The organism is Thauera sp. K11 (genome assembly GCF_002354895.1).
GTDB classification, from domain to species: domain Bacteria; phylum Pseudomonadota; class Gammaproteobacteria; order Burkholderiales; family Rhodocyclaceae; genus Thauera; species Thauera sinica.
This window is the reverse complement of the sequence record NZ_CP023439.1, coordinates 1,052,390-1,077,485: the sequence shown is the minus strand read 5'-3', so window position 1 is coordinate 1,077,485 and position 25,096 is coordinate 1,052,390. Positions and strand designations below refer to the sequence as shown.

Sequence of the window (25,096 nt, the reverse complement as noted above, 5' to 3'; positions counted from 1 at the left end):
CCGAGCCCGACCGCCATGCCCATCACCCCGGCACGCCTCTCCTACGCCCCCGACGGCACGCCCTACTCCAGCACCTTCGACGACGTCTATCACTCCAGCGACGGCGGACTCGGCCAGGCCCGCCACGTCTTCCTGCGCGGCAACGGCCTGCCCCTGCGCTGGGCCGGACGCAGGCGCTTCGTGGTGCTGGAGACCGGCTTCGGCCTCGGGCTGAACTTTCTCGCCACCTGGGACGCCTGGCGCCGCGATCCCCGGCGCTGCGACAGGCTGCACTTCGTATCCTTCGAACTGCATCCCCTCACCGTCGACGACCTCGCCCGGCTGCACGCGCGCTGGCCGGAATTCACGGCGCCGGCCGCGGAGCTGCGCGCGGCCTGGCCGGTGCCGGTGCCGGGCATGCATCGCCTGCACCTGGACGACGGGCGGGTGACGCTCACGCTGTACTTCGGCGATGCGCGCGACGGCCTCGCCCAGCTCGACGCGAAAGCCGATGCGCTCTATCTCGACGGCTTTTCGCCGGCGAAGAATCCGGACCTGTGGTCGGCGCGCGTGTTCCATCTGCTGGCCCGCCGCAGTGCCCCGGGCGCGACGCTGGCCACCTGGTCGGTGGCGGGCGAGGTGCGCGAGGGACTGCGCCGCGCCGGCTTCGCGGTGCGCAAGACCCCCGGATTCGGCGGCAAGCGCGAGATGCTGCAGGGCTCACGCGAGGACGCCGCCGGCGAGCCGGCCGCGCCGGCGGAGCAGCCGCGGCATGCGCTCGTGCTCGGCGCCGGCATCGCCGGCAGTTCGGTGGCCGAGCGGCTGGCGGCACGCGGCTGGACGGTGGATGTCGTCGATGCCGCCGACGCACCCGGCCAGGGCGCGTCCGGCAACCACGCCGGCGTGCTGCGCCCGCTGCCCAGCCTGGACGACAACCGCATGGGCCGCCTGACGCGCGCCGGCACGCTGTACGGCTGGCGGCACATCGCCCGGCTCGCGCGCCTCGGCCTGCCGGTGCGCGCCGAAGCCTGCGGCGTGCTGCACCTGGCGCGCGACGAAGTCCAGCAGGCCAAGATGCAGGCGGTGGCCGAACGGCTGGCGCAACCGCCTTCGCACCTGCGCTTCGTCGATGCGGCCGCGGCCTCGGCCCTTGCCGGCTGGCCGCTGCCGCTGGGCGGCTGGTGGTTCGGCGATAGCGGCTGGGTGCAACCGCCCAGCCTGTGCGCGGCCAACGTGGCGGCGCACCCCGGGCGCATCCGCAGCCTTTTCGGCCACCGCGTCGCCCGCCTGCGCCACACCGGCGGCGAGTGGCAGGCCATCGGCGACGATGGCGCGGCGATCGCCGCCGCGCCGGTGGCCATCCTCGCCGCCGGCAGCGCGATCCGCGGCTTCGCCGAGGCCGCCGCCCTGCCGGTGGCGAGCGCGCGCGGCCAGGTCTCGCTGCTGCCGGCCGCGGGCGGCAGCGCGCCGAAGGTGGTGGTGTGCCGCGGCGGCTACGTCAGCCCGGAAGTGGATGGGATGCGCTGCGCCGGCGCGAGTTTCGACGTGGACGACGACGAGCCCGCGCTGCGCGAAGCCGACCATGCCGGCAACCTCGCAAAGCTGGAAGCCATGCTGCCCGGCTATGTCGCCACCCTGCCCGCGTTCGGGATGCACGGGCGCGTCGGCTTCCGTCCAGCCTCGCCCGACCGCCTGCCGATGGTCGGCGGCGTGCCGCTGCCGGCCCGGCCGGCCCACGGCACGCCGCTCGACGCCGTCGCGCGCCACCCGGGGCTGTACGCGGTATCCGGCTACGGCGCGCGCGGCCTGGTGTGGGCGGCGTTGATGGCGGAACTGCTCGCCTCGCATCTCGAGGGCGAGCCCCTGCCGCTGGAGCGGGATCTCGTCGATGCGGTCGATCCCGCGCGCTATCTGCTGCGTCCGGCTGCCGCGGTGCGTGGTGAGGACTGACGCGACGTGCGGGCGTCGCGCGGTGCCGGACCGGATTCAGGGCACTTGTGCGATCGCCCTGCCGCACCGCCTCGCCCGGCCGGGAAACCTCCGCATCTGGTCTAGAATGAAGTGAGCATGGCGTCCGCCGCGCGGGGAAGGATGGACATGCGGCAAGCAGACGGGCGGAAACGTCCCGACCGGGCGGCGGTTGCGGATCACCGCCAGCGCGAGAGTGCGAGCAACGAGACTGACATGAACAACGATGACCCGTCCGCGCAACAGCCCGCCGGCACGGCCGACATGGTCAAGCTGGATGGCTGGAAATTCCTCCATCTGTCCAACATCTGCGACCCCGCCGATCTGGCGACGCTGGACGTCTCCGAATGCATCCGGCTGAAGGAAAAGCTGTGGCTGAAGGCGCGCCTGCTGAGCAAGGCGCACCGGCTGGCGCGCCTGGGCCACTGGGAATACGTGGTCGACGAAGGCTGCATGCTGTGGTCGCAGGAGATCGTCGATATCCTCGGCTTCCCGCCCGGCAAGAACATGCCGTCGCCATTCGAGCGCGCCACCCTCCACACCGAGGACAGTTGGGCAAGGCTCGATGCGGCGATCGAACGCTCCATCACCACCGGCGAGGCATTCCAGGTGGATGCCGAGATGATCCAGCCCAACGGCGAGCGCCGCTGGCTCACGGTGCACGGCGAGGCCGAGCGCGACGAGGACGGCCGCATCGTCAAGATCATCGGCATCGCGCAGGACGTCACCGAATACAAGAGTGCCGAGGCGGCATTGCGCGCCAGCGAGCGGCGGCTGGAGGAAGCGCAGGCGCTTTGCGGCGTCGGCAACTGGGAACTCGACCGCGACACCGCGTGCATGACCTGGTCGCGCGAGGTCTTCCGCCTGTTCGACCGGCCCGAATCGCTGGGCGTGCCCGACCTCAACGAGGCCATGTGCTACTACGCGCCCCACTCGCTCGAACTCACCCGCGACACCTTCTGGCACGCGATCGACACCGGCGAACGATGCACGCTCGAACAGGAAGTGCACCTGCCTTCCGGCGAGGTCCGCCACCATGTGAGCGTGATCGTGCCGATTCCCGATACCTCGGGGCGCATCTGCAAGCTGTTCGGCACCGTGCAGGACATCACCGAACGCAAGCAGCTCGAACTGGAGCGCACCAAGCAGCTCGGCCACGTCGCCGAACTGTCGCGGCGGCTGGTGATGGTGCAGGAGCGCGAACGGCGCGGGCTCGCGAGCGAACTGCACGAGCGCGCGAGCCCCAATCTGGCTGCGCTGCAGCTCACCTTCTCCAACCTCGCCAGCGCATTGCCGCCGGCAGTGCTCGCCGAGGTCGAACCGCTGCTCGACGACATCCGGGGCCTGCTGGCCGACACCACTACCGGCATCCGCGAGATCTCGACCGAGATGCGCCCGGCGACGCTGGACCACGCCGGCCTGCTGCCGGCCCTGCACGACTACGCCGACCTGTTCGGCCAGCGCAGCGGCATCGGGGTGGTGCTCGACATCGACGACTTCGTCGCACCGCTGTCGCCCGACCTGCAGTCGGTGCTGTTCCGCATCGTGCAGGAGGCGCTGACGAACTGCGCCAAGCATGCCTCGGCCGGTTCCATCCGCATCAGCCTCACCCATGACGGCAGCGAACTGAACCTGCTGATCGCCGACGACGGCGTCGGCTTCGAACCGGCGATGCTGACCGAGCCGGGCTCCTCCGCCGGCCTCGGCCTGATCACGATGAGGGAGCGCGCCGAATTCGTCGGCGGACGCTTCTCGCTTTCGTCGCGGCCGGGCCAGGGCACCGAGATCCGCGTTTCCTTCGACCTGCACCAGGACTCGCCGTGACCGCGCTGGTTCGCATCATCCTCGCCGACGACCACCAGATGTTCCGCCACGCCCTGCGCGCGCTGCTGGAAAAGGAAGCCTGCATGTCGGTGGTGGCCGAGGCCAGCAGCGGCGACGAACTGCTCGACATCGCGCGCCGCACGCCGGCCGACGTGGTGTGCATCGACATCGCCATGCCCGGCATGAACGGCATCGAGGCCACGCGCCGGCTGCTGGCGATCCAGCCCGCCGCCAAGGTGATCGGCCTGTCCGCCTTCTCGGACCGCCAGTTCGTGATGGACATGCTCAACGCCGGCGCCACCGGCTACGTGACCAAGGCCGAAGCGGGCGACGAACTGATCCGCGCCATCCAGGCGGTGCGCATGGGACGCAGCTACCTGTGCCCGGACGTGGCGGCGACGGTGACGAGCGCCTTGATGGAAAACATGCAGATGGCGCCGGCCGCGCCGCGCATCTCGGCGCGCGAACGCCAGGTGCTGCAGCTCATCGCCGAAGGCCATACCTCGGCACGCATCGCCGACCGGCTGCACGTGGCCCCCTCGACGGTCGAGGTGCACCGCCGCAACATCATGCGCAAGCTCGACCTGCACAGCGTCGCCGATCTCACCCGCTACGCCATCCGCAACGGCATCACCTCGGTTTCGAGCTGACCCATCCAGCGGCGCCCGCCGGCGGCGCGGAACGCCTGGCACCCCGTCCCGCGCGCGCGGGGCGGACATACCGGGAAACCGGTATGCACAACACACCTTAGGCGGTATATGCGCGTGAACCATAGTTCCTTAGCATTGCGCCAATTCACGGAATCTATGTTTTCCACCTGCACCAAGAGGCAACACCATGACTTCCATGCCCTCCGTCCAGCAAATCGCCGACACCGCCAACACCAGCATCCAGCATTTCGTCGCGCTCGCGGACATCGTGCTGAATGCCTCGGAGCAACTGGTCGGCCTGAACATCGACGCCGCCCGCAGCGCCTGCGAGTTCGCATCCAGCAACGCCGTCCCGCTGACCGCCGAAGACATCAAGGAGCAGATCTCCAGCCGCGTCGCCGCCAGCGGCCAGGGCTTCGAGAAGGCTGCCAACTACCTGCGCAGCGTGAACGAGATCTGCGCCAAGACGCACGCGGACGTCGTCGAACTCAACGCCAGACACGCCGGCGAATATGCCCAGTCGGTGCAGTCGCTGTTCGACAGCGTCGCCAAGCTCGCGCCGGCGGGCACGTTCGACTTCTCGGCCCCGGCCCAGCCCGCCAAGACGACGACGCGCAAGTCCGCCTGAGCCTTTCCGCCCCGGATTCGGAACGGAGGAGACGGCGAGCGGAGATCCCGCGCGATCCACCGCCGCCACTACAACAAGAACAGACAAGGCCCCGCGAGGGGCTTTGTCTTTTTCAGGCCGCAGAAGCTTGCCCGGCAGGAAAGAAACAGGCCCGCTGGCCCGAACTCCTCGAACCCCTGCCTTGCAACACCGCTACCGCGACATCGTAGAAAACCTCCACTCATCGGCATGACCGATATTTGCAATTTATCGCCTATATCGATATATTGACTTTATCGCCATCATCGATACCGCAGCCATGCATCGTCTTTCCACGGCCCAGCAGGCCGGCAAGATACTGGCGGACCGGCGCAAGTCGCTCGGTCTATCCCAGGCGACAGCCGCAGCGGGGCTGGGTATCAGCCAGAATCGGCTCTCGGAACTCGAGGCCGGCCCGGAGCGCCTGACGCTCGACCGGCTCATCTCCCTGGCGAGCCTGCTCGGATTCGACGTGGTCCTGCAGGAGAAGGCCCCATCCGCCGACGCCGGGGAGTGGTAGCCATGGGACGCCGCTCGCACACCCGGGCGCTCAATGCCTGGATCAACGGCAGGCTGGCGGGCCAATGGCGTCTGCCGGCCCGGGGCGCTGCCGAGTTCCAGTACGACGCTGTGTGGACGACTGCACCCGAGGGACGCCCGCTGTCCCTGTCGCTGCCGATGACACCCGACAACCTGCCCCTGCGCGGCGAGGCCGTCCTCAACTACTTCGACAACCTGCTGCCGGACAGCGACCGCATCCGTGCCCGCCTGCAATCGCGCTTTCGCACCCGCAGCCGGGACGCTTTCGACCTGCTCGCAGCGATCGGCCGCGACTGCGTGGGCGCAGTGCAACTGCTGCCCGAAGACACCCCGCCGGACAACGTGTTCCGCATCGAGGTCGAACCCCTCGACGAGGCCGGCGTCGAGCGGATGCTGACCGCGGCGGTCGCGCCTCACGGCACATTCGGGGACGGGGACGATGGCGGCGACTTCCGCATCTCCATCGCCGGCGCCCAGGAAAAGACGGCGCTCACCTGGCATGAAGGGCGCTGGTGCCGTCCGCTCGGCGCCACACCCACCACCCATATCTTCAAACTGCCGCTCGGCCTCGTCGGCAACCGGCAGGCCGACATGCGCACCTCGGTCGAGAACGAATGGCTGTGCGCGCGTCTCCTCGCCGCGTTCGACGTACCGGTGGCCCCCTGCCAAATCCAGCGCTTCGGCGAACAGAAGGTGCTGGTCGTCGAGCGCTTCGACCGCCGGCTGGCGAGTTCGAACGATTACTGGCTACGCCTGCCCCAGGAGGATTTCTGCCAGGCCACCGGCACTCCGCCCCATCTCAAGTACGAGGCCGACGGCGGCCCCGGCCTCCTCGACATCGCCCGTATCCTGCACGGTTCCGAGTCCCGCGAGGCAGACCTCGCCACGCTGCTGAAGGCGCAACTCCTCTTCTGGATGCTCGCGGCCACCGATGGCCACGCAAAGAACTTCTCCATCTTCCTGCTCGCCGGCGGACGCTATCGCCTCACGCCGCTCTACGACGTGCTTTCGGCGTGGCCCGTGGCCGGCAGCGGACCCAACCACCTCGACTATCACAAGCTGGCTCTGCGAGGAAAGAACGCCCACTACCGCCTGCGCGACATCCAGCGCCGCCATTTCAACGAAGCCGCACGCAGATGCGGCCTCGGGCTGAACATGGATGGGCTCGTCGACGAGGTCATCGCCCGCGTGCCGGCCGTCGCCGAGCAGGTCGGCGCGGCACTGCCCGACGACTTTCCCGAGGACGTGTTCCGTGCCGTCGTCGAGGGATTGCGGATATCGGCCGATCGACTCTGACGGCATTGCCCGACGGCTCGTCCGAGCCCGCCGCAGGCATCAATCCCGCGCTACCCGCCGGGATCGGGTCGATGAAGGCCGAGCAGCCGATGCGCCGGCCGTGGTTCAGCCCCGAAGCAGCCTCGGTCGGGCGCCGGTTGCCGACGTACGGCGGACGATCGACTCGGCGGAGAGGTCGCGCCGTCCCGGGCCATGGGGACGGCGGATGGGCTCAGAGATGGCGCGCCAGTCTCGCCAGCACGCGCTCGCGCCCGAGCACCTCGAGCACGGCGTCGATGGCGGGCGTCTGCGGTACGCCGAGCACCGCCACCCGCAGCGGAATCGCGACCTGCGGCATCTTCAGGCCATGCTCGGCCATCGTGTCCTTGATCGCCTGCGTCAGCGCCGCCTTGTCCCAGGCCGCCTGTTCGAATCGCGTGCGCAGGCTGGCCAGTGCGGCCTTGGCGGCATCCGTCAGATGCTGGGCGATCACTTCCGGCGCCGGATGCACGTCGGCACAGAACAGCTCGGCGGCATCGGCCAGTTCGTTGAGGCTGGCCGCCCGGTCCTTGTAGAGGGCGGCCACCGCTTCCAGCTCGGGGCCGGTTTCCGGATTCACGCCGCGATGCGCCAGCCGGTTGGCCATTTCGGCGGCCAGGTAGGCGTCGTCGGCCTTCTTGATGTACTGGGCGTTGAGCCAGTTCAGCTTTTCGGTGTTGAACTGCGCGGCCGACGGCGTGATGTGGTCGAGGTCGAACCACTCGACGAACTGCTCGCGGCTGAAGATCTCGTCGTCGCCGTGGCTCCAGCCCAGGCGCGCGAGGTAGTTGACCACCGCCTCGGGCAGGTAGCCGTCTTCGTGGTACTGCATGACGCTGACCGCGCCGTGGCGCTTCGACAGCTTGGTGCCGTCGTCGCCGAGGATCATCGACAGGTGGGCATACAGCGGCACCTCGGCGCCCAGGGCGCGCAACACGTTGATCTGCCGCGGCGTGTTGTTCACATGGTCGTCGCCGCGGATGACGTGGCTGATGCGCATGTCCCAGTCGTCCACCACCACGCAGAAGTTGTAGGTGGGCGTACCGTCGGCGCGGGCGATGATGAAGTCGTCCAGTTCGGCGTTCGAGATCTCGATGCGGCCTTTCACCAGGTCGTCCCAGGCCACCGCGCCGTCGGGCGGGTTGCGGAAGCGCACCACCGGCTGCACGCCGGCGGGCGGCGCGGGCAGCGTCTTGCCGGACTCGGGGCGCCAGCGTCCGTCGTAGCGCGGCTTCTCGCCGCGGGCGCGCTGCTCCTCGCGGAGGCGGTCGAGTTCCTCGGGCGAGGTGTAGCAGTGATAGGCGGTGCCGGCCGCGAGCATCTGCCGGATCACTTCCTTGTAGCGGTCCATGCGCCGCATCTGGTAGTACGGCCCCTCGTCCTCCTCGAGGCCGAGCCAGTTCATGCCGTCGATGATCGCCTGCACCGCCTCGGGCGTGGAGCGGGCAACGTCGGTGTCTTCGATGCGCAGGATGAAGGTGCCGCCGTGGCGACGGGCGAAGGCCCAGGAAAACAGCGCCGTGCGCGCGCCGCCGATGTGCAGGTAGCCGGTGGGGCTGGGCGCGAAGCGGGTGCGGACGGGGCGGGAGGCGGGGCTGGCGGACATGGGGCTTGTGCGTGTTTCTCGGGAAAGGCGCGATTCTAAGCGATCGGCCGTTCCGAAGCTAAGCGCGGCCGTGCCGGGCCGCCCGCCGCATCCCGGTGGCGCCCGGCCGCTGAGCGCCCCTCGGGGGCAGCGAACGAAGCGAGCGCGGGGGCTGTTTCACCTAGAACTTGTAGCCCAGCTTCCGGTACAGCGTGTTGCGGCTGATGCCCAGTTGCCGCGCCGCGGCCGAGACATTGCCGCCGGCTTCTTCCAGCGCGCGCTGGATCACGTCGGCCTGCACTTCCTTCAGCCGGCGGCCGCGGCGCGGCGGCGGTGCCGCCTCTGCCGAAGCCGGCGGCGCCGGCGCCGGCGCGTGCCGCTTGTCATGCACCGGCGCGTCGCCGCTGAAGATCTCCTCGGGCAGGTGGTTCGGGCGGATCTCGTCCTCGTCGTCGTCGAGCAGGGCCAGCGCCACGCGCAGCACGTTCTGCAACTGGCGGATGTTGCCCGGCCAGGGATAGCCCTCGATGAAGCGCATCACGTCCCCGCCCACGCGGACGCTGCCCGGCGGACGGTCGGTCGCTTCCTCGTCGATCAGCTTTTCGACGATGCGGCGGATGTCGGAACGTTCGCGCAGCGGCGGCAGATGCACGGTGAGGCCGTTGACGCGGTAGTACAGGTCCTCGCGGAACTGGCCGGCCTTCACCGCTTCGCTCAGCACGCGGTGGGTGGCGCAGACCAGCGCGATGTCCACCGGCACCGCCTCGCTGGCGCCGATCGGCAGCACGCGGCGCTCCTGCAGTACGCGCAGCAGCCGCGCCTGCATCGCCAGCGGCATGTCGCCGATCTCGTCGAGGAACAGCGTGCCGCCGTGCGCCTGCTGGATGCGTCCGACCGCGCCCTCGCGCCGGGCGCCGGTGAAGGCGCCACCGGTATAGCCGAACAGTTCGGATTCGATCAGGTTCTCGGGTATCGCGGCGCAGTTGAGCGCCACGAACGGGCCGCTGGCGCGCGGGCCGCTGTTGTGGCAAGCCTGCGCCAGCAGTTCCTTGCCGACGCCGGACTCGCCCTGGATCAGCAGCGGGATGTTCTTGCCCACCACCTTGCCGGCGCGGTCGAGCGCGAACTGCAGCGTGGCATCGCCGGTGGCGAGGCTTTCGAGCGTGATGGCGCCGGGGCTGGACGGCCGGCGCGCGGCCTCGTCGCCGGCGCGGCGCGGTGCGCGCGCTGCGCCGCGCACCGGAGTGGCCGCATACCAGGCCAGGCTCGCCCGCGGCCGCGCGAACACCGTGCCGCCGGCGCGCAGTTCGAGCTCGAGCAGGCCCATCGGGTCGCGCGCGGCGCGGTCCATCGCGGCGCCGAAGGAAGTGCGGAACAGGTTGCCGAAGCCGCCGAAGCCGCTGCGGTGGGCGTCGGCGATGCCCAGCAGCGCACGCGCCTGGCGGTCGGCGCCGACGATCTCGCCGTCGGCCGACACCGCCAGCAGGCCCTCCTGCAGTCCGCCCACGCCCTCGGCGCGGGAATGGAAGGCGAACAGCATGTGGCGCGCGTGCTCGCTCTCGAACAGGCTGCGCTCCAGCAGCCGCACGCCGACCCGCGCCAGGCCCAGGGTGTGCGGCTGGTAGCTGCGATGGTCGCCCGAGATGTCGAGGACGCCGAGCATCTCGCCGCGCGCATCGAAGATGGGCGCGGCGCTGCAGGTCAGGATGCTGTTGCGTTCCATGTAGTGCTCGGCGCCGAAGATCTCGATCGGCCTGCGCTCGACCAGTGCCGAGCCCACCGCGTTGGTGCCGCGCTGGCGCTCGCTCCAGTCGGCGCCGGGCTGCAGCGCGACGCGGCCGGCGCGATCGACGAAGCCCGGGTCGCCCAGCGCATGCAGGATGAGGCCGTCCGCATCGGCGAGCACCACCATGCTGCCGGACGAACGGATCTGCTCGTAGAGGTGTTCCATCACGCCGCTGGCGTGGCTCAGCAGCAGGCCGCTGCGCTCGCGCGCGACGGAGAATTCGCAGCGGTTGACGTTGTCGATGCGGCTCGAAGCGCGCTCGTCCAGCCCGTCGCGGCGGCAGCGGCGCCAGGAACGGATCACCGGTTCGGGCAAGCCTCTTTCCGGTACATCGCCCATCTCGAAAAACTGCCGGCGCAGCGTGGCAAGCTCCGCCGCCTGCTCACTGCGTGCCAGGGTCTGGCCCATGTCTTCGTCTCCGTCTCCGGCGGGCATGCTCTTTTGTACTTCCGGCATGACCGCCATGCCCTCGGGGCATTCCTCGGGGCCGGATTGCTCCATGGGTGGAGCATCCGGCTTCTCGTCGGAATTAAAGCAAAACTCTTGCCATCCGGACAGCGGAAATCGCGCATCCATGGGCATCGGCAGATTCACATAGAAAGCGGCTATCGGCCCAGCGCCCGATCCTCCGCCTCGACCGCCGCCATCTCGTCATCGTCGAACAGCCTGGAACGGGTGTGGAAAGCCTTGCCGGTATTGCCCTCCAGCGAAAAGGTGCCGCCCTGGCCGTCGACGACGTCGATGATCAACTGCGTGTGCCTCCAGTACTCGTACTGGGATGCGCTGATGTAGAACGGCACGCCGCCGATGTCGCCGAGGCGCACGTCGTAGGCGCCGATCGTCAGGTCGGTGGGCAGATAGCAGTTGGCGGCGCTGTTGTCGCAGCAGCCGCCGGACTGGTGGAAGATCAGGTCCGGCCCGTATTGCGCCTTCAGCGAAGCGATCAGCTCCAGCGCGGCCGGCGTGGCGATGACGCGGTCGACCATGTTCCCCTCCGGAAAGGAAAAAACGGGGGCGGTTGCCCGCCCCCGGCGAATTGCCCGGGAACGGGCAAGGGGAGAGAAGACACGTCGCTCAGAAAAAGCCGAGCTTGTTCTCGGCGTAGCTCACGAGCAGGTTCTTGGTCTGCTGGTAGTGGTCCAGCATGACCTTGTGCGTTTCGCGGCCGATGCCGGATTCCTTGTAGCCGCCGAAGGCCGCATGCGCCGGATAGGCGTGGTAGCAGTTGGTCCATACGCGGCCGGCCTGGATGGCGCGGCCCATGCGGTAGGCGACGTTGCCGTTGCGGCTCCACACGCCCGCACCCAGGCCGTAGAGCGTGTCGTTGGCGATGGACAGCGCCTCGGCCTCGTCCTTGAAGGTGGTCACCGCCAGCACCGGCCCGAAGATTTCCTCCTGGAAGATGCGCATCTTGTTGTGGCCCTTGAACAGCGTCGGCTGGATGTAGTAGCCGTCGGCCAGTTCGCCGCCGAGCTGGGCACGGTCGCCGCCGATGAGGCACTGGGCGCCTTCCTGCCGGCCCAGGTCGAGGTAGGACTGGATCTTGCTCATCTGCTCGCGCGAAGCCTGCGCGCCCATCATCGTGCCGGTGTCGAGCGGGTGGCCCTGCTTGATGGCGGCGACGCGCTCGAGCACACGCTCGATGAAGCGGTCGTAGATCGATTCCTGGATCAGTGCGCGCGACGGGCAGGTGCATACCTCGCCCTGGTTGAAGGCGAACAGCACCAGGCCTTCGATGGCCTTGTCGAGGAAGGCGTCGTCCTTGTCCATCACGTCGGCGAAGAAGACGTTGGGCGACTTGCCGCCCAGTTCGAGCGTGGCCGGAATGAGGTTGTTGGCCGCGGCCTGGGCGATCACGCGGCCGGTCGAGGTCGAGCCGGTGAAGGCGATCTTGGCGATGCGCTTGCTGGTGGCGAGCGGCAGGCCGGCTTCGCGGCCGAAGCCGTTGACCACGTTCAGCACGCCCGGCGGCAGCAGGTCGGCGATCAGCTCGGCCAGGACGAGGATGGAGACCGGCGTCGATTCGGCCGGCTTCAGCACCACGCAGTTGCCGGCGCCGATGGCGGGCGCCAGCTTCCAGGCTGCCATCAGGATGGGGAAGTTCCACGGGATGATCTGGCCCACCACGCCGAGCGGCTCGTGGAAGTGGTAGGCGACGGTGTTCTCGTCGATCTCGGAAATGCTGCCTTCCTGCGCACGCAGGCAGCCGGCGAAGTAGCGGAAGTGATCGACCGCCAGCGGGATGTCGGCATTGAGCGTCTCGCGGATCGCCTTGCCGTTGTCCACCGTCTCGGCATAGGCGAGCAGTTCGAGGTTCTGCTCGATGCGGTCGGCGATCTTCAGCAGGAGGTTCGCGCGTTCGGCCGGCGAGGTCTTGCCCCAGGCGGGGAAGGCGGCATGGGCGGCATCGAGGGCGAGTTCGATGTCCTCGGCGGTCGAGCGTGCGACCCGGGTGTAGACCTGCCCGGAGATCGGGGTGACCACGTCGAAGTATTCCCCCTTGACCGGCGCCACCCATTTGCCGCCGATGAAGTTCTCGTAACGGTTCTTGTACTGGACCTTGGCTTCGGCCTGGCCGGGCATTGCGTAGAGCATGGTGTGTCTCCTGGTTTGATGGCGTTCGGGGCGTCCTGCCGCCGCACTCCTCTCGTCAGCAGAAGCCGTGCCAAAGAATAATTTATTCGTCCATTCAAATACTTGGAACGAAGGACGGTGCTCCAAAAATCCCTGTACCCGCGCTGGAGCACTCCACATTGCAACACATGCGGCGCATCGGGCGGAGCAACGGGCAGAACGCCGGCCGATCTGCTCCATGACTGCTCCTTTCGCTGCCCGAGCAGGTACTGCTCCACGAACATACGCCAATTTTGGAGCAGGCGCGATCGCCGCCGGGCAGCACCGCCGACCCTCCGCGATCGGGCGCGAAAGCGCCGCCCGCAGCGGGATTCGCCCACATCGCCGCCGTCGCCGCCGCACGAATGGCACACCGCTTGCACTCGGCCTGCGCACCGGCGCCGCCGCCTGCCCGAAGCATCCAGGCGCGCCGCCGCCCACATCACTCGACGGAAAAAGGTGGAAGACATGATGAACAAGGAGACTCTCGCCCACACCCTGCGCTCGGCCGCCCTCGCCGCGGCGCTGGGTGCAGCCGCCGGCCACGCGCAGGCCCATGGCGACGTCACGCCGCAGGCGGTCGACACCTCGGTGCTCAAGCCGGTCGGCGGCGGCTGGTTGGAAAAGAACCCCTACCGCAAGAACGAAGACGCGATCCGCATCGGCAGTTCGGCCTTCAACCAGAACTGCGCCCGCTGTCACGGCATCGGCGCCGTGTCCGGCGGCATCGCCCCCGACCTGCGCCTGCTGCCCACCGGCGACGACGGCGACGAATACTTCATCCAGCGCATCCGCAACGGCGTGACCCGCAACGGCGCGGTCTACATGCCGCCCTTCGAAGGCACGCTGACCCAGGAAGCGATGTGGGCCATCCGCGCCTGGCTGGAGACCGTCCATGTGGACTGAGCGCCGCCGCCTGCTGCTGGGCGCCGGCGCGCTGCTCGCCCAGGCCGCCCTGCCCGGCGCCGCCCGCGCCATCGCCGCCGGCGGCCCGCCCGAAACGCAGCAGCCCGGCGCGCTGCGCATCGCGGTGTATGCCGACTTCCCGCCCTACTCGTACAAGGGCAAGGGCGTCGACGTCGCGCTGGGCAAGGCGCTCGCCGACAAGCTCGGCCTGCGCGCCGAGTTCGTCGAGTTCCAGCCGGGCGAGGACATGAGCGACGACCTGCGCAACATGGTCTGGCGCGGCCACTACCTCGGCACCCGCCCCGCCGACGTGATGCTGCACGTGCCGGTCGACGCCCGCTTCGCCGCGCAGAACGACAAGGTGGCGATCTTCGGCCCCTATCACCTCGAGACCATGGCGGTGGCGCGCGACCCGGCGCGCCTGCCGCCGGTGGCCGGCTCGGCCGCGGCCGGGCTGGAAGTCTTCACCCGTGAGCTGATCGGCGCCGAAGTCGACAGCCATGCCAGCGACTTCCTGATGCAGGTGCTGAACGGCCGCCTGCGCGGCAACGTACGCCACTTCCGCACGCCCGCGCTCGCCGTCGAGGCCCTCGAGCGCGGCGAGATCGCCGCCGTGCTCGGCACGCATACCGAACTGCAGGCCGCCCTCGCCGGCTCCGGCCGCTACGCGCTGGACCGCCTCGCCCTGCCCGAACTGCGCGTCGCCCAGTGGCCGCTCGGCATGGCGGTGAAGGCAGAAGCCACGCCCCTGGCCGAAGCGCTCGGCCGTGCCCTGGGCGAGCTGCAGCGCTCCGGCGCCGTCGCCCGCCTGTTCGCCGAACAGGGCCTGAGCCTGACCGCGCCCTGAAGCGCGACCCGTTTCAACCGCAGCAGCCACACCCACCACCGCTCGAGGAGACAAAACGATGACAAGACAGATCCGCCATACCCACCTCGCCGCCGCCCTCGCCGCATTGTGCGCATCCGGCGCCGCCAGCGCGCTCGACGTGGACGCCGGCGACTACACCGCCCTGCCCGAGGGCACCAACCTCGCCCTGCTCTACTACCAGCACGCCGAGGTCGACCACCTGTATGCGGACGGGCGCAAGGGCGCCGGCAGCCTGCGCACCGACGCCGCGCTGCTGCGCTACGTGCATTTCACGAAGATCGGCGACTACATCATCGACCCGCAGATCATCGTGCCCTATGTCGACATCGACACCCGCGGCGCCCTGGCGGACGCCGGCGTCAACAGCCCCGGCGGCCTGGGCGACACTCTGCTCGGCGCCACCCTGTGGCTGAAGAACGATCCGCAGAAGGGGGAATACTTCGGCTTCACCTATTTCCTGTCGACGCCGACCGGCAACTACGACCGCGACCGCGCCCTCAACATCGGCGCCGACCGCTACAGCCACATCCTGCAGGCCGGCTACATCAACCGGCTGTCGGACAAATTCACCATCGACCTCGTCGCCGATGCCACGATCCACGGCGACAACAAGAAGGCGAACGCCGCCGGCGACACGCTCAAGCAGGCGGTGAGCTATCAGGCGCAGGCCTGGCTGCGCTACCACGTCACCGACGCGCTCGACCTGCGCGCCAGCCTGTCGCGCCACTGGGGCGGCGAGACCAAGCTCGGCGGCGTGCGGCAGGACGACGAGAGCAACCGCTCGAAATTCACCATCGGCGCGGCCTGGTTCGTCGAGCCCACCGTCCAGTTGATCGCCAACGTCGGCAAGGACATCTCGGTGGACAACGGTCCGAAGGAAGACAGCCGCGTGAATCTGCGCCTGCTCAAAGTGTTCTGAGGACTTCCCGGCGCAGGAACGCGAAAGGGGCTTCGGCCCCTTTCGCGCATTCCGCCCCGCTGCGGGCGCGCCCCGCCAGCCTGCGGGAAACGGCAGCCGGCCGGCAGCGCCCCGTGGGAATGGCGCCTTCCGCATTCTGCCCGGCCCGCAGCAACGAATGTCATGGAAGACGGAGAGGATGCGGCGGCCGGGCGGAGGCGCGGACCGCCCCCGTATCCGGCGCCGGCTTAGGCGTGTATCGTGGCGGGAGTCGCTCCCCGCCCACGACACATCGTCCTTCGCGGCGATCCTCAACACACAGTGACCCGAGGAGAAACACCATGACAGGGAAGTTGCTGACGCCTGACAGGCTGCCGACCGAAGCCGAACTGCTGGCCGCGCCGGAAGATGACTACATGTCGCCGCGGCAGCTCGCCTTTTTCCGGGCGCTCTTGCTGCGCGAGCGCGATGCGCTGCTGGACTCGGCGCACCGGACGACGCTGCATCTGCAGGAATTCGAATCCCCGGCCGACCCGGCGGACCGCGCCTCGCTGGAAGAAGACCACACCCTCGAACTGCGCGTGCGCGACCGCGAACGCAAGCTGCTGCACAAGATCGACGAAGCCATCACGCGCATCGACAACGGCAGCTACGGCTGGTGCGAGGAAAGCGGCGAGCCGATCGGCATCGCCCGCCTGCTGGCGCGGCCGACCGCCACCTACAGCATCGAGGCCCAGGAACTCCACGAGCGCCGCCGCCGCATGATGGGCGGCTGACGCCCGCCGACGCCCGCCCCGCATCGCCGCCGGGGCGCGCCCGCCCGGCTCAGCCGAGCCAGACCCGCGCGTTGCGGAACATGCGCAGCCAGGGCGAGGCATCCGGGCTCTCGTCGACCAGCCACTGCGGCGCCCACGACATCTGCAGGGTGCGGGCGGTGCGCTCCGGGTGCGGCATCATGATCGTGAAGCGGCCGTCGGCGGTGGTGAAGCCGGTGACGCCGTCCGGCGAGCCATTGGGGTTCTTCGGATACGCCTCGGTTGGCCTGCCGTAGTTGTCCACGTGGCGCAGCGCGAGCAGCGCGCCGGCGCGGTCGGCTTCCCGTGCGAACACCGCGCGGCCTTCGCCGTGGCTGACGACGATGGGCATGCGGCTGCCGGCCATGCCGCGGAACAGGATGGACGGGCTGTCGACCACCTCGACCATCGCGAAGCGCGCCTCGAACTGCTCGCTGCGGTTGCGGTGGAAGGTCGGCCATGCCTCGGCGCCGGGGATGATGGGGGCGAGGTGCGCCATCATCTGGCAGCCATTGCAGACACCCAGCGCGAACGTGTCGCCGCGGCGGAAGAATGCCTCGAATTCGGCACGCAGCCCGGGGTTGAACAGGATGGACTTCGCCCAGCCCTGCCCCGCGCCGAGCACGTCGCCGTAGGAAAAGCCGCCGCAGGCCGCCAGGCCGTGGAAACCGGCCAGGCCGATGCGCCCGGACTGCAGGTCGGACATATGGACGTCCACCGGGGCGAAGCCGGCGCGCTCGAAGGCGGCGGCCATCTCGACCTGCGAATTCACGCCCTGCTCGCGCAGCACCGCGACCTGCGGACGCGCACCGGTGGCGATGAAGGGCGCGGCGACGTCCTCGGTGGCGTCGAAGGACAGCGACACCGACAGGCCGGGGTCGGCCGCATCGGCCAGGCCATCGAATTCCTGCTGCACGCTGTCGGCGTCGTCGCGCAGGCGGGCGATGCGGTAGCCGGTTTCGGACCACGCCTGCAGCAGTTCGCTGCGGCCCGCGCCGAACACCAGCCTGGCGTTGCGGCGGAAGCGGATCTCGTCCTTGTCGTTGGGCTCGCCGATGAAGTGATAGGTCAGCTTCGCTTCGCGCAAGACCTCGGTGATCCGCGCGCGGTCGTCGCGGCGGATCTGGATCACCGCGCCCAGTTCCTCGGCGAAGAGGCCGGCGAAGAGCTTGTCGCCGAAGCGGCCTTTCAGCGTGTCGGGCCTCTTCTCCAGGCCGTCGACGTCGTTCATGTAGTGGTCGTAGCACACGGTATCGAGCACCAGCGACAGGCCGCACCTGGCCGCGAAGGCCATCTCGCACACGGTGGCGAAGAGCCCGCCGTCGCTGCGGTCGTGGTAGGCCAGCAGCAGGCCGTCGCCGCGCAGGCGCTGGATCGTGGCGAAGAAGGCGGCGAGCTGGGCCGGATCGACGTCGGGCGCATGTTCGCCCACCGTGCCGTAGGCCTGGGCCAGCACCGAGCCGCCGAGGCGGTTCCTGCCGTTGCCGAGGTCGATCAGCAGCAGGTCGGTGTCCACGCCTTCGGGGAGCTGCAATTGCGGGGTGAGCGTGCGGCGGCTGTCCTGCACCGGCGCGAAGGCGGTGGCGATCAGCGACAGCGGGGCGACCACCTGCTTGTCCTCGCCGTTCTCGCTCCACGCCGTGCGCATCGACAGCGAGTCCTTGCCGACCGGGATGGACAGGCCGGCGGCGATGCAGAATTCGGAGACGGCCTTCACCGTGTCGAACAGCCCGGCATCCTCGCCGCGATGGCCGGCGGCGGCCATCCAGTTCGCCGACAGCTTGACGTCGCCGATGCCGGCGATGTCGGCGGCGGCGATGTTGGTGATCGCCTCGCCGATCGCCATGCGCCCGGAGGCTGGCGCGTCGATGCAGGCCAGCGGGGTGCGCTCGCCCATCGCGAAGGCTTCGCCGCGGTAGCCGTGGAAGCTCATCGCGGTGACGGCGACGTCGGACACCGGAACCTGCCACGGGCCGACGAACTGGTCGCGCGCGGTCAGGCCGCCCACCGAGCGGTCGCCGATGGTGATGAGAAAACCCTTGCCCGCCACCGCCGGCATGCGCAGCACGCGCAAGCCGGCTTCCTTCAGGTCGATGTCGGTCACGTCGAACGGCGGCAGGAAGACGGCGCGGCGCGATACGTCGCGCGTCATCTTCGGCGGCTTGCCGAGCAGCACCTTCATGTCCATGTCGACCGGCTTGTTGCCGAAATGGCGGTCGGTGACGGTGAGGCGGCCGTCGGCGGAAGCCGTGCCCAGCACCGCGAAGGGGCAGCGCTCGCGCTCGCAGAAGGCGCGGAACCGTTCGAGGTCCTGCGGCGCGACGGCGATCACGTAGCGCTCCTGCGACTCGTTCGACCAGATCTCGCGCGGGCTCATGCCCGGCTCTTCGATGTGGACCTCGCGCAGTTCGAAATGCGCGCCGAGGCCGGCATGGTCGGCAAGCTCGGGCATCGCGTTCGACAGGCCGCCGGCGCCGACGTCGTGGATGGCGATGATCGGGTTGCGCTCGCCCATCTGCCAGCAGGCGTCGATCACTTCCTGGCAGCGGCGCTGGATCTCGGGGTTGCCGCGCTGCACCGAGGCGAAGTCGAGGTCGGCGGTATTGGTGCCGGTGGCCATCGACGACGCCGCGCCGCCGCCCAGGCCGATCAGCATGCCGGGGCCGCCGAGCTGGATCAGCAGCGTGCCGGGCGGGAAGACCGGCTTCTCCGACTGCTGCGCCTGGATGTTGCCGACGCCGCCGGCGATCATGATCGGCTTGTGGTAGCCGCGCACCTCGCCCTGCACTTCCTGCTCGAAGCTGCGGAAGTAGCCGGCGAGGTTCGGGCGGCCGAATTCGTTATTGAACGCGGCGGCGCCGATGGGGCCCTCGATCATGATGTCGAGCGCCGAGGCGATGCGCTCCGGCTTGCCGTAGGGCTTCTCCCAGGGCTGCTCGAAGCCGGGGATGTTCAGGTTGGACACCGAGAAGCCGGCCAGCCCCGCCTTCGGCCGCGAGCCGCGGCCGGTGGCGCCTTCGTCGCGGATCTCGCCGCCGGCGCCGGTCGCCGCGCCCGGAAAGGGCGAGATGGCCGTCGGATGGTTGTGCGTCTCGACCTTGGCGAGGATGTGGGTCTGCTCGGAGTGATAGCGCCAGACGCCGTCGGCGTCCGGGTACAGGCGCTCGATGGCGGCGCCCTCGATGACGGAGGCGTTGTCCGAATAGGCCACCACCGTGCCCTGCGGATGAGCCTTGTGCGTGTCCTTGATCATGCCGAACAGGGTCTTGTCCATCGGCCGCGCGTCGATGACCCAGTCGGCGTTGAAGATCTTGTGGCGGCAGTGCTCGGAGTTCGCCTGGGCGAACATCATCAGCTCGACGTCGGTCGGGTTGCGCCCCATGCGGACGAAGTTCTCGACCAGGTAGTCGATCTCGTCCTCCGACAGCGCCAGCCCCAGTTCGCCGTTGGCCGCCTCGAGCGCGGCGCGCCCGCCGCCGAGGATGTCGACCGAGGTCAGCGGCTGCGGCGCATAGTGGTGGAAGAGTTCGTCGGCCTTGTCCAGCGCCGGCAGCACCGATTCGGTCATGCGGTCGTGCAGCAGCGCGAGCAGGGCGGAGTTGCCGTCCGCATCCCTCGCATCGACCGTGTAGGCGGTGCCGCGCTCGATGCGCACGACCTTGTCGAAACCGCACTGGCGCGCGATGTCGGTCGCCTTCGACGACCACGGGGAGATCGTGCCCAGGCGCGGCACCACCAGCAGCAGGGTGCCGGCGGGAGCCTGCGCGGTTTCCGGGCGGGCGCCGAGCAGATCGACCAGGCGCTCCTGTTCGCCGGCCGCCAGCGGTGCCGACAATTCGACGAAGTACCAATGCTCGGCCGCGAGCCCCTTCAACCTGGCCAGGACCTCGCCCGCGGCGCGGGAAAGACGTTCCAGACGGGTACGGGACAGCGCCGCAGCGCCACGCAGTTTCAGGATCGGGGTCATGTCGGTCGAGGCGGGAATGAGAAGGCTTCCCAGGCTTTGCACGCCTGCGGAAGCCCGAAATTATACCCGACCCACCCGCCTTTCCCGCCGCGCGGCAGCGGCCCGGAGCGCCCCGGCCGCTGCCGCCTACTACTTCTGCTGCGGATTCAGCCAGCCGCGCATGAGCTTCGTCAGGCGCGGCATCACCACCCAGGTCATCGTCACCACGATCACCGCGGTGAACACCGCGGTACGCGGCAGGAAGGGCTGCTCGAAGAAGCCGGGCCACAGCGACACCAGCCACAGGTAGAAGGACACCACCGGGAAGATGCCCATCCAGGTCACGACCGCCATGCGAAAACGCGGCGGATGCATCGACGCGGGCACCACCACGCCGGCGAACCACGCCTCGAGCCCGCTCAGGCGGCGGTAGTCGGGCTCGTCCTCGGCCACCTCGCGTATGCGCTTGTGCATCTCGGTGCGCACGGCCGAGTCGTCCCATGCCTGCAGGTCCGCCTCGGAGGCGAAATTGACCACCACCTGGTAGCAGCCCCCCGGCTGCTCGGGCGGAATCAGGTCCGCGCCCATGAAGCCGTGAAAGGCGCGCAGCTTGACGAACATCTCGCGAATCCGGGCCTCGTATTCCGCTTCGTGGCCTTGCCGCGCGTGGCGCCGCGCAATGCGCGTCACCGGTGCCGGGCCCGCGGGTGCGGTGCCTGCAGCTTTCGTCGCTTCACTCATTCATTCACCTTCAACATCATGGCTCGCCGCGCGCGGCGCGGCATCTCGAATCCCGGAAAGCATTCGGCCGGTCGCAAGCGCTTCCGGCCGAATGAAATCGAGAGGTCATATCGCAGCCGATGCCGGACTGCGCATCGCATCGACGGTCCGCTCCCGTATCAGCGCCCCAGATCCTTCGCAGACACCCCGCCGATACCCCAGTTCGTCTTCGGAACCTCGCGGATGACGACGCGCACGGTCTGGATGGGAGCGCCCACCGCCTCCACCAGCGCCTGCGTGACCTTCTCGATCACCGCACGCTTCTGGTCTTCGGTACGCCCTTCGATCATCGTGATTTCGGCCAACGGCATAGCTACCCTCCCTGTTCAGCGCGGCTCGGCCCGCAGCGGGCAGTCACCGCATCCATCCAATCCGTCCGCCGCCGCGCGCACCGGACCCGGTACGCGCGGCGAGGGTGTTCAGGCCGCCTGCTGGCGCGCCTTCGCCATCGTGATCGCGGTGTCCTCGATCATGTCTTCCTGCCCGCCGACCATGCCGCGGCGGCCCAGCTCGACCAGCAGTTCGCGCGCCGGAATGCCGTACTTCTTCTCGGCGCGCTTGGCGAACAGCAGGAAGGAGCCGTACACGCCGGCATAGCCCAGCGTGAGCGCGTCGCGGTCGCAGCGGATCGGGAAGTCCATGATGGGCACCACGAGCTCTTCGGCCACGTCCTGGATCTTGAACACGTCCACGCCGGTCTCGATGCCCATGCGCGCGCACACCGCCACCAGCACCTCCATCGGGGTGTTGCCGGCGCCCGCACCCAGGCCCGCGGCAGCCGCATCGACGCGGTTGGCACCGACTTCGATCGCCGCGATCGAGTTGGCCACGCCCATGGCCAGGTTGTGATGGCCGTGGAAGCCCAGCTCGGTTTCCGGCTTGAGGGCCTCGCGCACCGCGCCCAGCTTGGTCCTCACTTCGTCGGGCAGCATGTAGCCGGCCGAGTCGGTGATGTAGATGCAGTTGGCGCCGTAGCCTTCCATCAGCCTGGCCTGGCCGATCAGCCCTTCCGTGCTGTTCATGTGGCTCATCATCAGGAAGCCGACGGTGTCCATGCCGAGCTTCCTGGCCATGCCGATGTGCTGCTCGGAGACGTCCGCCTCGGTGCAGTGGGTGGCCACTCGGATCGTCGACACGCCCAGATCGAACGCCATCTTGAGGTGATCGACCGTGCCGATGCCCGGCAGCAGCAGCGCCGACACCTTGGCGCGCTTCATCAGCGGGATCACGGTGCCGAGGTATTCCTCGTCGGTGTGCGCCGGAAAGCCGTAGTTGACCGAGCTGCCGCCCAGGCCGTCGCCGTGGGTGACCTCGATCAGCGGCACGCCCGCCTCGTCCAGGCCCACCGCGATGCTCTTCATCTGCTCGAGCGTCATCAGGTGGCGCTTCGGGTGCATCCCGTCGCGCAGGGTCATGTCGTGCAGGGTGATTTTCTTGCCGTGAAGATCCATGCTCATCTCCTTCAGGCTGCCATGACGGCACGGTTGGGTTCGAGGGTGAGACGGCCGGAGAGGATCTCTTCGGCGAACATCTCCGCAGTACGCGCCGCCGCCGCAGTCATGATGTCGAGGTTGCCGGCGTACTTGGGCAGGTAGTCGCCCAGCCCTTCCACCTCGAGGAAGACCGACACGCGGTTGCCGTCGAACACCGGGCCGTTGACCAGCTTGTAGCCGGGGACGTACTTCTGCACTTCGCGGATCATGGCGTGGATCGACTCGGTGATCTTCGCCTGGTCGGGCTCGTCCTCGGTCAGGCAGTGCACCGTGTCGCGCATGATGAGCGGCGGCTCGGCCGGGTTCAGGATGATGATCGCCTTGCCCTGCCTGGCGCCGCCCACGCGTTCGACCGCGCCCGCGGTGGTGCGGGTGAATTCGTCGATGTTCTTGCGCGTGCCCGGGCCGGCCGACTTGCTCGACACGGTGGCGATGATCTCGCCGTACTTCACCGGCTGCACGCGCGACACCGCGGCCACCATCGGGATCGTCGCCTGGCCGCCGCAGGTGACCATGTTCACGTTGATCTCGCCCTTGCCGACGTGCTCGATCAGATTGACCGGCGGCACGCAGTAGGGGCCGATCGCCGCCGGCGTGAGGTCGATCATCAGCACGCCCAGCTCGTTGAGCTTGCGGCTGTTCTCGGCATGCACGTAAGCCGAGGTCGCGTCGAAGGCGATCTGGATGCCGTCTTCGCGGACGTGCGGCAGCAGGCCATCGACGCCCTCGGCGGTGGTCTTCAGGCCCATTTCGCGCGCACGGGCAAGGCCCTCGGACGTGGCGTCGATGCCGACCATCCACACCGGCTCCAGCACCGGGCTGCGCTTCAGTTTGTAGAGCAGGTCGGTGCCGATGTTGCCCGGACCGATCAGCGCGCACTTGATTTTCTTGCTCATCGCCTTCGTTCTCTGTGAGATAGCTTGGTTGAATCAATCAGGCTGCGGATCCCGCGGCCTCCACGCGAGCCGCATCGCGGCCCCTCCTGCTCCCGCGCCCTCCCCGCCTGCCGTCGGGCAACGGCGGAGCCGGTTCCGCAGGCCGGGGCGGCCGCAGCCGCCCACCTGCCTGAGAGACGAACGTCCATCGAGGGTTCCATCGGGTCAGCCAACGACGTCCTTTGGAATGCAGGGCACGCGGCGGGGCATGGGAGAGGGAGAGAGGCTGCCCGCCGCGCACCTGCAATCAGTCGAGCGCCCTGGGCTCGTCCGCCTGCGCCTCGGCGAGGAAGTCGCCGACCAGACGGGCGAAGCGCGCCGAATGCTCGATCTGGGTCCAGTGCCCGCAGCGTCCGAAGACGTGCAGTTGCGAGCGCGAGATCCAGTTGGCCAACGTCAGCGAGGTCGACATCGGGATGACCTGGTCGTCGCGGCCGTGGATCACCAGCGTCTCGTGGGCGATCGCGCGGATGTCCGCCTCCTTGCTCGTCATCGCGTCGACCCAGCGCTGGCGCGGCGCGGGAAACATGGCCGAGAAGGATTCCTGGAAGCCCGGACGGATGCTGGCCTCGTAGCGCAGCTTCGCCAGTTCGTCGTTCACCAGCGAACGGTCCCAGGCGAAGTAGTCCATGATGCGGCGCATGCTCTCGAACGAGGGCTCGTAGCCCCACACCGCGTCCAGGCCCGGCGTGATCTCGAACGGCACGCCCACGCTGCCCATGAGCACGAGCCGGCGCACGCGCTGCGGATGGCGGATCGTCAGCGCGAGCGCCAGCGCACCGCCGAACGAGTTGCCGACGAGGTCCGCACGCTCGATGCCGAGCGCGTCGAGCAGGCCGACGGCCTGTTCGACCCACGCGTCCATGTCGTACTTCTGCCCTTCCGGACGATCGGTGAAGCCGAAGCCCACCATGTCGGGCGCGATCACGCGCGAGCGCCTGGCCAGTTCGGGCATCACCAGCCGCCAGTTCGCCCAGGCCGACACGCCCGGCCCCGAACCGTGGATCATCAGCAGCGGAAAACCTTCGCCAACGTCGTGGTAGTTCGTGCGAATGCCCGCAGCCACGATGCTGCGGCCGATCTCGGGGCTGGAATCGCTCATCCCGCTCGCTCCTGAATTCAAAGTTCCACCGCGTCTGCGCCGATGGCGATCAACGCCGCGCGCGCACACTCCGCATCCTGTTCTTCCGAGGCGCCCGACACGCCGATGCCGCCGATCAGTTCGCCATTCACCCGGATCGGCAGGCCGCCGCCGAAGACGACCAGCCGCGGACGCGCCGAGAAGCCGAACTTCATGCCCTCGTTGTCGCCGAAGACCGACATCCACTGCTTGGTCGGAAAGCCGAAGCCGCCCGCGGTATGGGCCTTGTCGATCGCGATGTCGATCGACTGCACGAACGCCCCGGGCATGCGCAAAAAGGAGATGAGATTACCGCCGACGTCGGTGACCGCGACATTGATGAGAACCCCAAGTGATCCGGCGTGGCGGACCGCGGCCTCCACCGCAGCATGGCCTGCTTCCCACGACACCGTGGACTGGGGCACCGCGACTTTCATATTCGTCTCCTCGT

Annotated in this window: 21 protein-coding genes; 10 read left to right on the top strand and 11 right to left on the bottom strand. The window is 69.0% G+C overall.

The window, feature by feature from the left end:
• Positions 1 to 15: 15 nt before the first annotated feature.
• The 6 genes from mnmC to CCZ27_RS04665 all read left to right on the top strand — a co-directional run bounded on the left by mnmC (position 16) and on the right by CCZ27_RS04665 (position 6,903).
• Positions 16 to 1,929, top strand: a complete 1,914-nt coding sequence (mnmC, locus tag CCZ27_RS04690) for a bifunctional tRNA (5-methylaminomethyl-2-thiouridine)(34)-methyltransferase MnmC2/FAD-dependent 5-carboxymethylaminomethyl-2-thiouridine(34) oxidoreductase MnmC1 (RefSeq protein ID WP_096446019.1) — start codon at positions 16 to 18, stop codon at positions 1,927 to 1,929.
• 234 nt (positions 1,930 to 2,163) lie between these two features.
• On the top strand, positions 2,164 to 3,771 hold the full coding sequence (locus CCZ27_RS04685; protein ID WP_198363262.1) for a PAS domain-containing sensor histidine kinase: 1,608 nt from the start codon (positions 2,164 to 2,166) through the stop codon (positions 3,769 to 3,771).
• The gene (locus tag CCZ27_RS04680; RefSeq protein ID WP_096446017.1) at positions 3,768 to 4,421 is read left to right on the top strand and encodes a response regulator; all 654 of its coding nucleotides are present in this window, start codon (positions 3,768 to 3,770) and stop codon (positions 4,419 to 4,421) included. Before CCZ27_RS04685 ends, CCZ27_RS04680 begins: the two co-directional genes overlap by 4 nt.
• A 187-nt stretch (positions 4,422 to 4,608) precedes the next feature.
• Complete coding sequence (locus tag CCZ27_RS04675) at positions 4,609 to 5,049, top strand: phasin family protein (RefSeq protein WP_096446015.1); 441 nt, start codon at positions 4,609 to 4,611, stop codon at positions 5,047 to 5,049.
• Positions 5,050 to 5,347: 298 nt separating this feature from the next.
• Complete coding sequence (locus tag CCZ27_RS04670; protein WP_096446013.1) at positions 5,348 to 5,587, top strand: helix-turn-helix domain-containing protein; 240 nt, start codon at positions 5,348 to 5,350, stop codon at positions 5,585 to 5,587.
• 2 nt (positions 5,588 to 5,589) lie between these two features.
• Positions 5,590 to 6,903, top strand: a complete 1,314-nt coding sequence (locus tag CCZ27_RS04665; protein WP_096446011.1) for a type II toxin-antitoxin system HipA family toxin — start codon at positions 5,590 to 5,592, stop codon at positions 6,901 to 6,903.
• Positions 6,904 to 7,114: 211 nt separating this feature from the next.
• Here the strand turns inward: CCZ27_RS04665 and gltX are convergent, their stop codons facing one another.
• The 4 genes from gltX to adh form a co-directional block, all read right to left on the bottom strand.
• Positions 7,115 to 8,527: a glutamate--tRNA ligase gene (gltX, locus tag CCZ27_RS04660; RefSeq protein ID WP_096446009.1), complete on the bottom strand. Its 1,413-nt coding sequence runs from the start codon at positions 8,525 to 8,527 to the stop codon at positions 7,115 to 7,117.
• A 160-nt stretch (positions 8,528 to 8,687) separates the two neighbouring features.
• Entirely contained in the window at positions 8,688 to 10,700 is a 2,013-nt protein-coding gene (locus CCZ27_RS04655; RefSeq protein WP_096452173.1) for a sigma-54-dependent Fis family transcriptional regulator, read from the bottom strand.
• A 197-nt stretch (positions 10,701 to 10,897) separates the two neighbouring features.
• A complete protein-coding gene (locus CCZ27_RS04650; protein WP_096446007.1) occupies positions 10,898 to 11,278 on the bottom strand; it encodes a DUF779 domain-containing protein in 381 nt (126 codons plus the stop codon).
• A gap of 88 nt (positions 11,279 to 11,366) precedes the next feature.
• The gene (gene adh / locus CCZ27_RS04645; protein WP_096446005.1) at positions 11,367 to 12,887 is read right to left on the bottom strand and encodes an aldehyde dehydrogenase; all 1,521 of its coding nucleotides are present in this window, start codon (positions 12,885 to 12,887) and stop codon (positions 11,367 to 11,369) included.
• 486 nt (positions 12,888 to 13,373) lie between these two features.
• On the opposite strand from adh, the gene pedF reads away from it, so the two are divergent.
• The 4 genes from pedF (at position 13,374) to dksA (ending at position 16,353) form a co-directional block, all read left to right on the top strand.
• Positions 13,374 to 13,811: a cytochrome c-550 PedF gene (gene pedF, locus CCZ27_RS04640; protein ID WP_385961508.1), complete on the top strand. Its 438-nt coding sequence runs from the start codon at positions 13,374 to 13,376 to the stop codon at positions 13,809 to 13,811.
• Positions 13,801 to 14,658 carry a substrate-binding periplasmic protein gene (locus tag CCZ27_RS04635; protein WP_096446003.1) on the top strand — a complete coding sequence of 286 codons (858 nt, stop codon included), beginning with the start codon at positions 13,801 to 13,803 and terminating at the stop codon, positions 14,656 to 14,658. Before pedF ends, CCZ27_RS04635 begins: the two co-directional genes overlap by 11 nt.
• Positions 14,659 to 14,716: 58 nt before the next feature.
• On the top strand, positions 14,717 to 15,598 hold the full coding sequence (locus CCZ27_RS04630) for a transporter (protein ID WP_096446001.1): 882 nt from the start codon (positions 14,717 to 14,719) through the stop codon (positions 15,596 to 15,598).
• Positions 15,599 to 15,918: 320 nt separating this feature from the next.
• Entirely contained in the window at positions 15,919 to 16,353 is a 435-nt protein-coding gene (gene dksA, locus CCZ27_RS04625; protein WP_096445999.1) for an RNA polymerase-binding protein DksA, read from the top strand.
• Positions 16,354 to 16,402: 49 nt separating this feature from the next.
• On the opposite strand, the gene purL is transcribed toward dksA, so the two are convergent.
• From purL to CCZ27_RS04590, 7 genes are all read right to left on the bottom strand, one after another.
• Positions 16,403 to 20,338 (bottom strand): phosphoribosylformylglycinamidine synthase, encoded by a 3,936-nt coding sequence (gene purL / locus CCZ27_RS04620; RefSeq protein WP_096445997.1) that lies wholly within the window; start codon positions 20,336 to 20,338, stop codon positions 16,403 to 16,405.
• Positions 20,339 to 20,467: 129 nt separating this feature from the next.
• A complete protein-coding gene (locus CCZ27_RS04615; protein WP_096445995.1) occupies positions 20,468 to 21,058 on the bottom strand; it encodes an antibiotic biosynthesis monooxygenase in 591 nt (196 codons plus the stop codon).
• A gap of 158 nt (positions 21,059 to 21,216) precedes the next feature.
• Entirely contained in the window at positions 21,217 to 21,408 is a 192-nt protein-coding gene (gene thmT / locus CCZ27_RS04610; RefSeq protein ID WP_004357990.1) for a 2-hydroxymuconate tautomerase, read from the bottom strand.
• Between the two features lie 108 nt (positions 21,409 to 21,516).
• A complete protein-coding gene (gene dmpG / locus CCZ27_RS04605; RefSeq protein WP_096452169.1) occupies positions 21,517 to 22,548 on the bottom strand; it encodes a 4-hydroxy-2-oxovalerate aldolase in 1,032 nt (343 codons plus the stop codon).
• A gap of 11 nt (positions 22,549 to 22,559) precedes the next feature.
• Positions 22,560 to 23,486: an acetaldehyde dehydrogenase (acetylating) gene (locus CCZ27_RS04600; RefSeq protein ID WP_096445993.1), complete on the bottom strand. Its 927-nt coding sequence runs from the start codon at positions 23,484 to 23,486 to the stop codon at positions 22,560 to 22,562.
• A 286-nt stretch (positions 23,487 to 23,772) separates the two neighbouring features.
• A complete protein-coding gene (locus tag CCZ27_RS04595; protein ID WP_096445991.1) occupies positions 23,773 to 24,627 on the bottom strand; it encodes an alpha/beta fold hydrolase in 855 nt (284 codons plus the stop codon).
• 17 nt (positions 24,628 to 24,644) lie between these two features.
• Entirely contained in the window at positions 24,645 to 25,082 is a 438-nt protein-coding gene (locus CCZ27_RS04590) for a GlcG/HbpS family heme-binding protein (protein WP_096445989.1), read from the bottom strand.
• Between the last annotated feature and the right edge of the window lie 14 nt (positions 25,083 to 25,096).

Excerpts from the sequence above, each read along its gene's own strand:
- CCZ27_RS04630 (WP_096446001.1), top strand. The coding sequence starts at position 14,717 with ATGACAAGACAGATCCGCCATACCCACCTCGCCGCCGCCCTCGCCGCA.
- pedF (WP_385961508.1), top strand. The coding sequence starts at position 13,374 with ATGATGAACAAGGAGACTCTCGCCCACACCCTGCGCTCGGCCGCCCTC.
- gltX (WP_096446009.1), bottom strand. The coding sequence starts at position 8,527 with ATGTCCGCCAGCCCCGCCTCCCGCCCCGTCCGCACCCGCTTCGCGCCC.
- adh (WP_096446005.1), bottom strand. The coding sequence starts at position 12,887 with ATGCTCTACGCAATGCCCGGCCAGGCCGAAGCCAAGGTCCAGTACAAG.
- CCZ27_RS04650 (WP_096446007.1), bottom strand. The coding sequence starts at position 11,278 with ATGGTCGACCGCGTCATCGCCACGCCGGCCGCGCTGGAGCTGATCGCT.
- CCZ27_RS04675 (WP_096446015.1), top strand. The coding sequence starts at position 4,609 with ATGACTTCCATGCCCTCCGTCCAGCAAATCGCCGACACCGCCAACACC.
- CCZ27_RS04685 (WP_198363262.1), top strand. The coding sequence starts at position 2,164 with ATGAACAACGATGACCCGTCCGCGCAACAGCCCGCCGGCACGGCCGAC.
- CCZ27_RS04670 (WP_096446013.1), top strand. The coding sequence starts at position 5,348 with ATGCATCGTCTTTCCACGGCCCAGCAGGCCGGCAAGATACTGGCGGAC.
- CCZ27_RS04595 (WP_096445991.1), bottom strand. The coding sequence starts at position 24,627 with ATGAGCGATTCCAGCCCCGAGATCGGCCGCAGCATCGTGGCTGCGGGC.
- CCZ27_RS04590 (WP_096445989.1), bottom strand. The coding sequence starts at position 25,082 with ATGAAAGTCGCGGTGCCCCAGTCCACGGTGTCGTGGGAAGCAGGCCAT.
- CCZ27_RS04600 (WP_096445993.1), bottom strand. The coding sequence starts at position 23,486 with ATGAGCAAGAAAATCAAGTGCGCGCTGATCGGTCCGGGCAACATCGGC.
- CCZ27_RS04615 (WP_096445995.1), bottom strand. The coding sequence starts at position 21,058 with ATGAGTGAAGCGACGAAAGCTGCAGGCACCGCACCCGCGGGCCCGGCA.
- dmpG (WP_096452169.1), bottom strand. The coding sequence starts at position 22,548 with ATGGATCTTCACGGCAAGAAAATCACCCTGCACGACATGACCCTGCGC.
- purL (WP_096445997.1), bottom strand. The coding sequence starts at position 20,338 with ATGACCCCGATCCTGAAACTGCGTGGCGCTGCGGCGCTGTCCCGTACC.
- CCZ27_RS04635 (WP_096446003.1), top strand. The coding sequence starts at position 13,801 with ATGTGGACTGAGCGCCGCCGCCTGCTGCTGGGCGCCGGCGCGCTGCTC.
- CCZ27_RS04655 (WP_096452173.1), bottom strand. The coding sequence starts at position 10,700 with ATGGGCCAGACCCTGGCACGCAGTGAGCAGGCGGCGGAGCTTGCCACG.
- mnmC (WP_096446019.1), top strand. The coding sequence starts at position 16 with ATGCCCATCACCCCGGCACGCCTCTCCTACGCCCCCGACGGCACGCCC.
- dksA (WP_096445999.1), top strand. The coding sequence starts at position 15,919 with ATGACAGGGAAGTTGCTGACGCCTGACAGGCTGCCGACCGAAGCCGAA.
- CCZ27_RS04665 (WP_096446011.1), top strand. The coding sequence starts at position 5,590 with ATGGGACGCCGCTCGCACACCCGGGCGCTCAATGCCTGGATCAACGGC.
- thmT (WP_004357990.1), bottom strand. The coding sequence starts at position 21,408 with ATGCCGTTGGCCGAAATCACGATGATCGAAGGGCGTACCGAAGACCAG.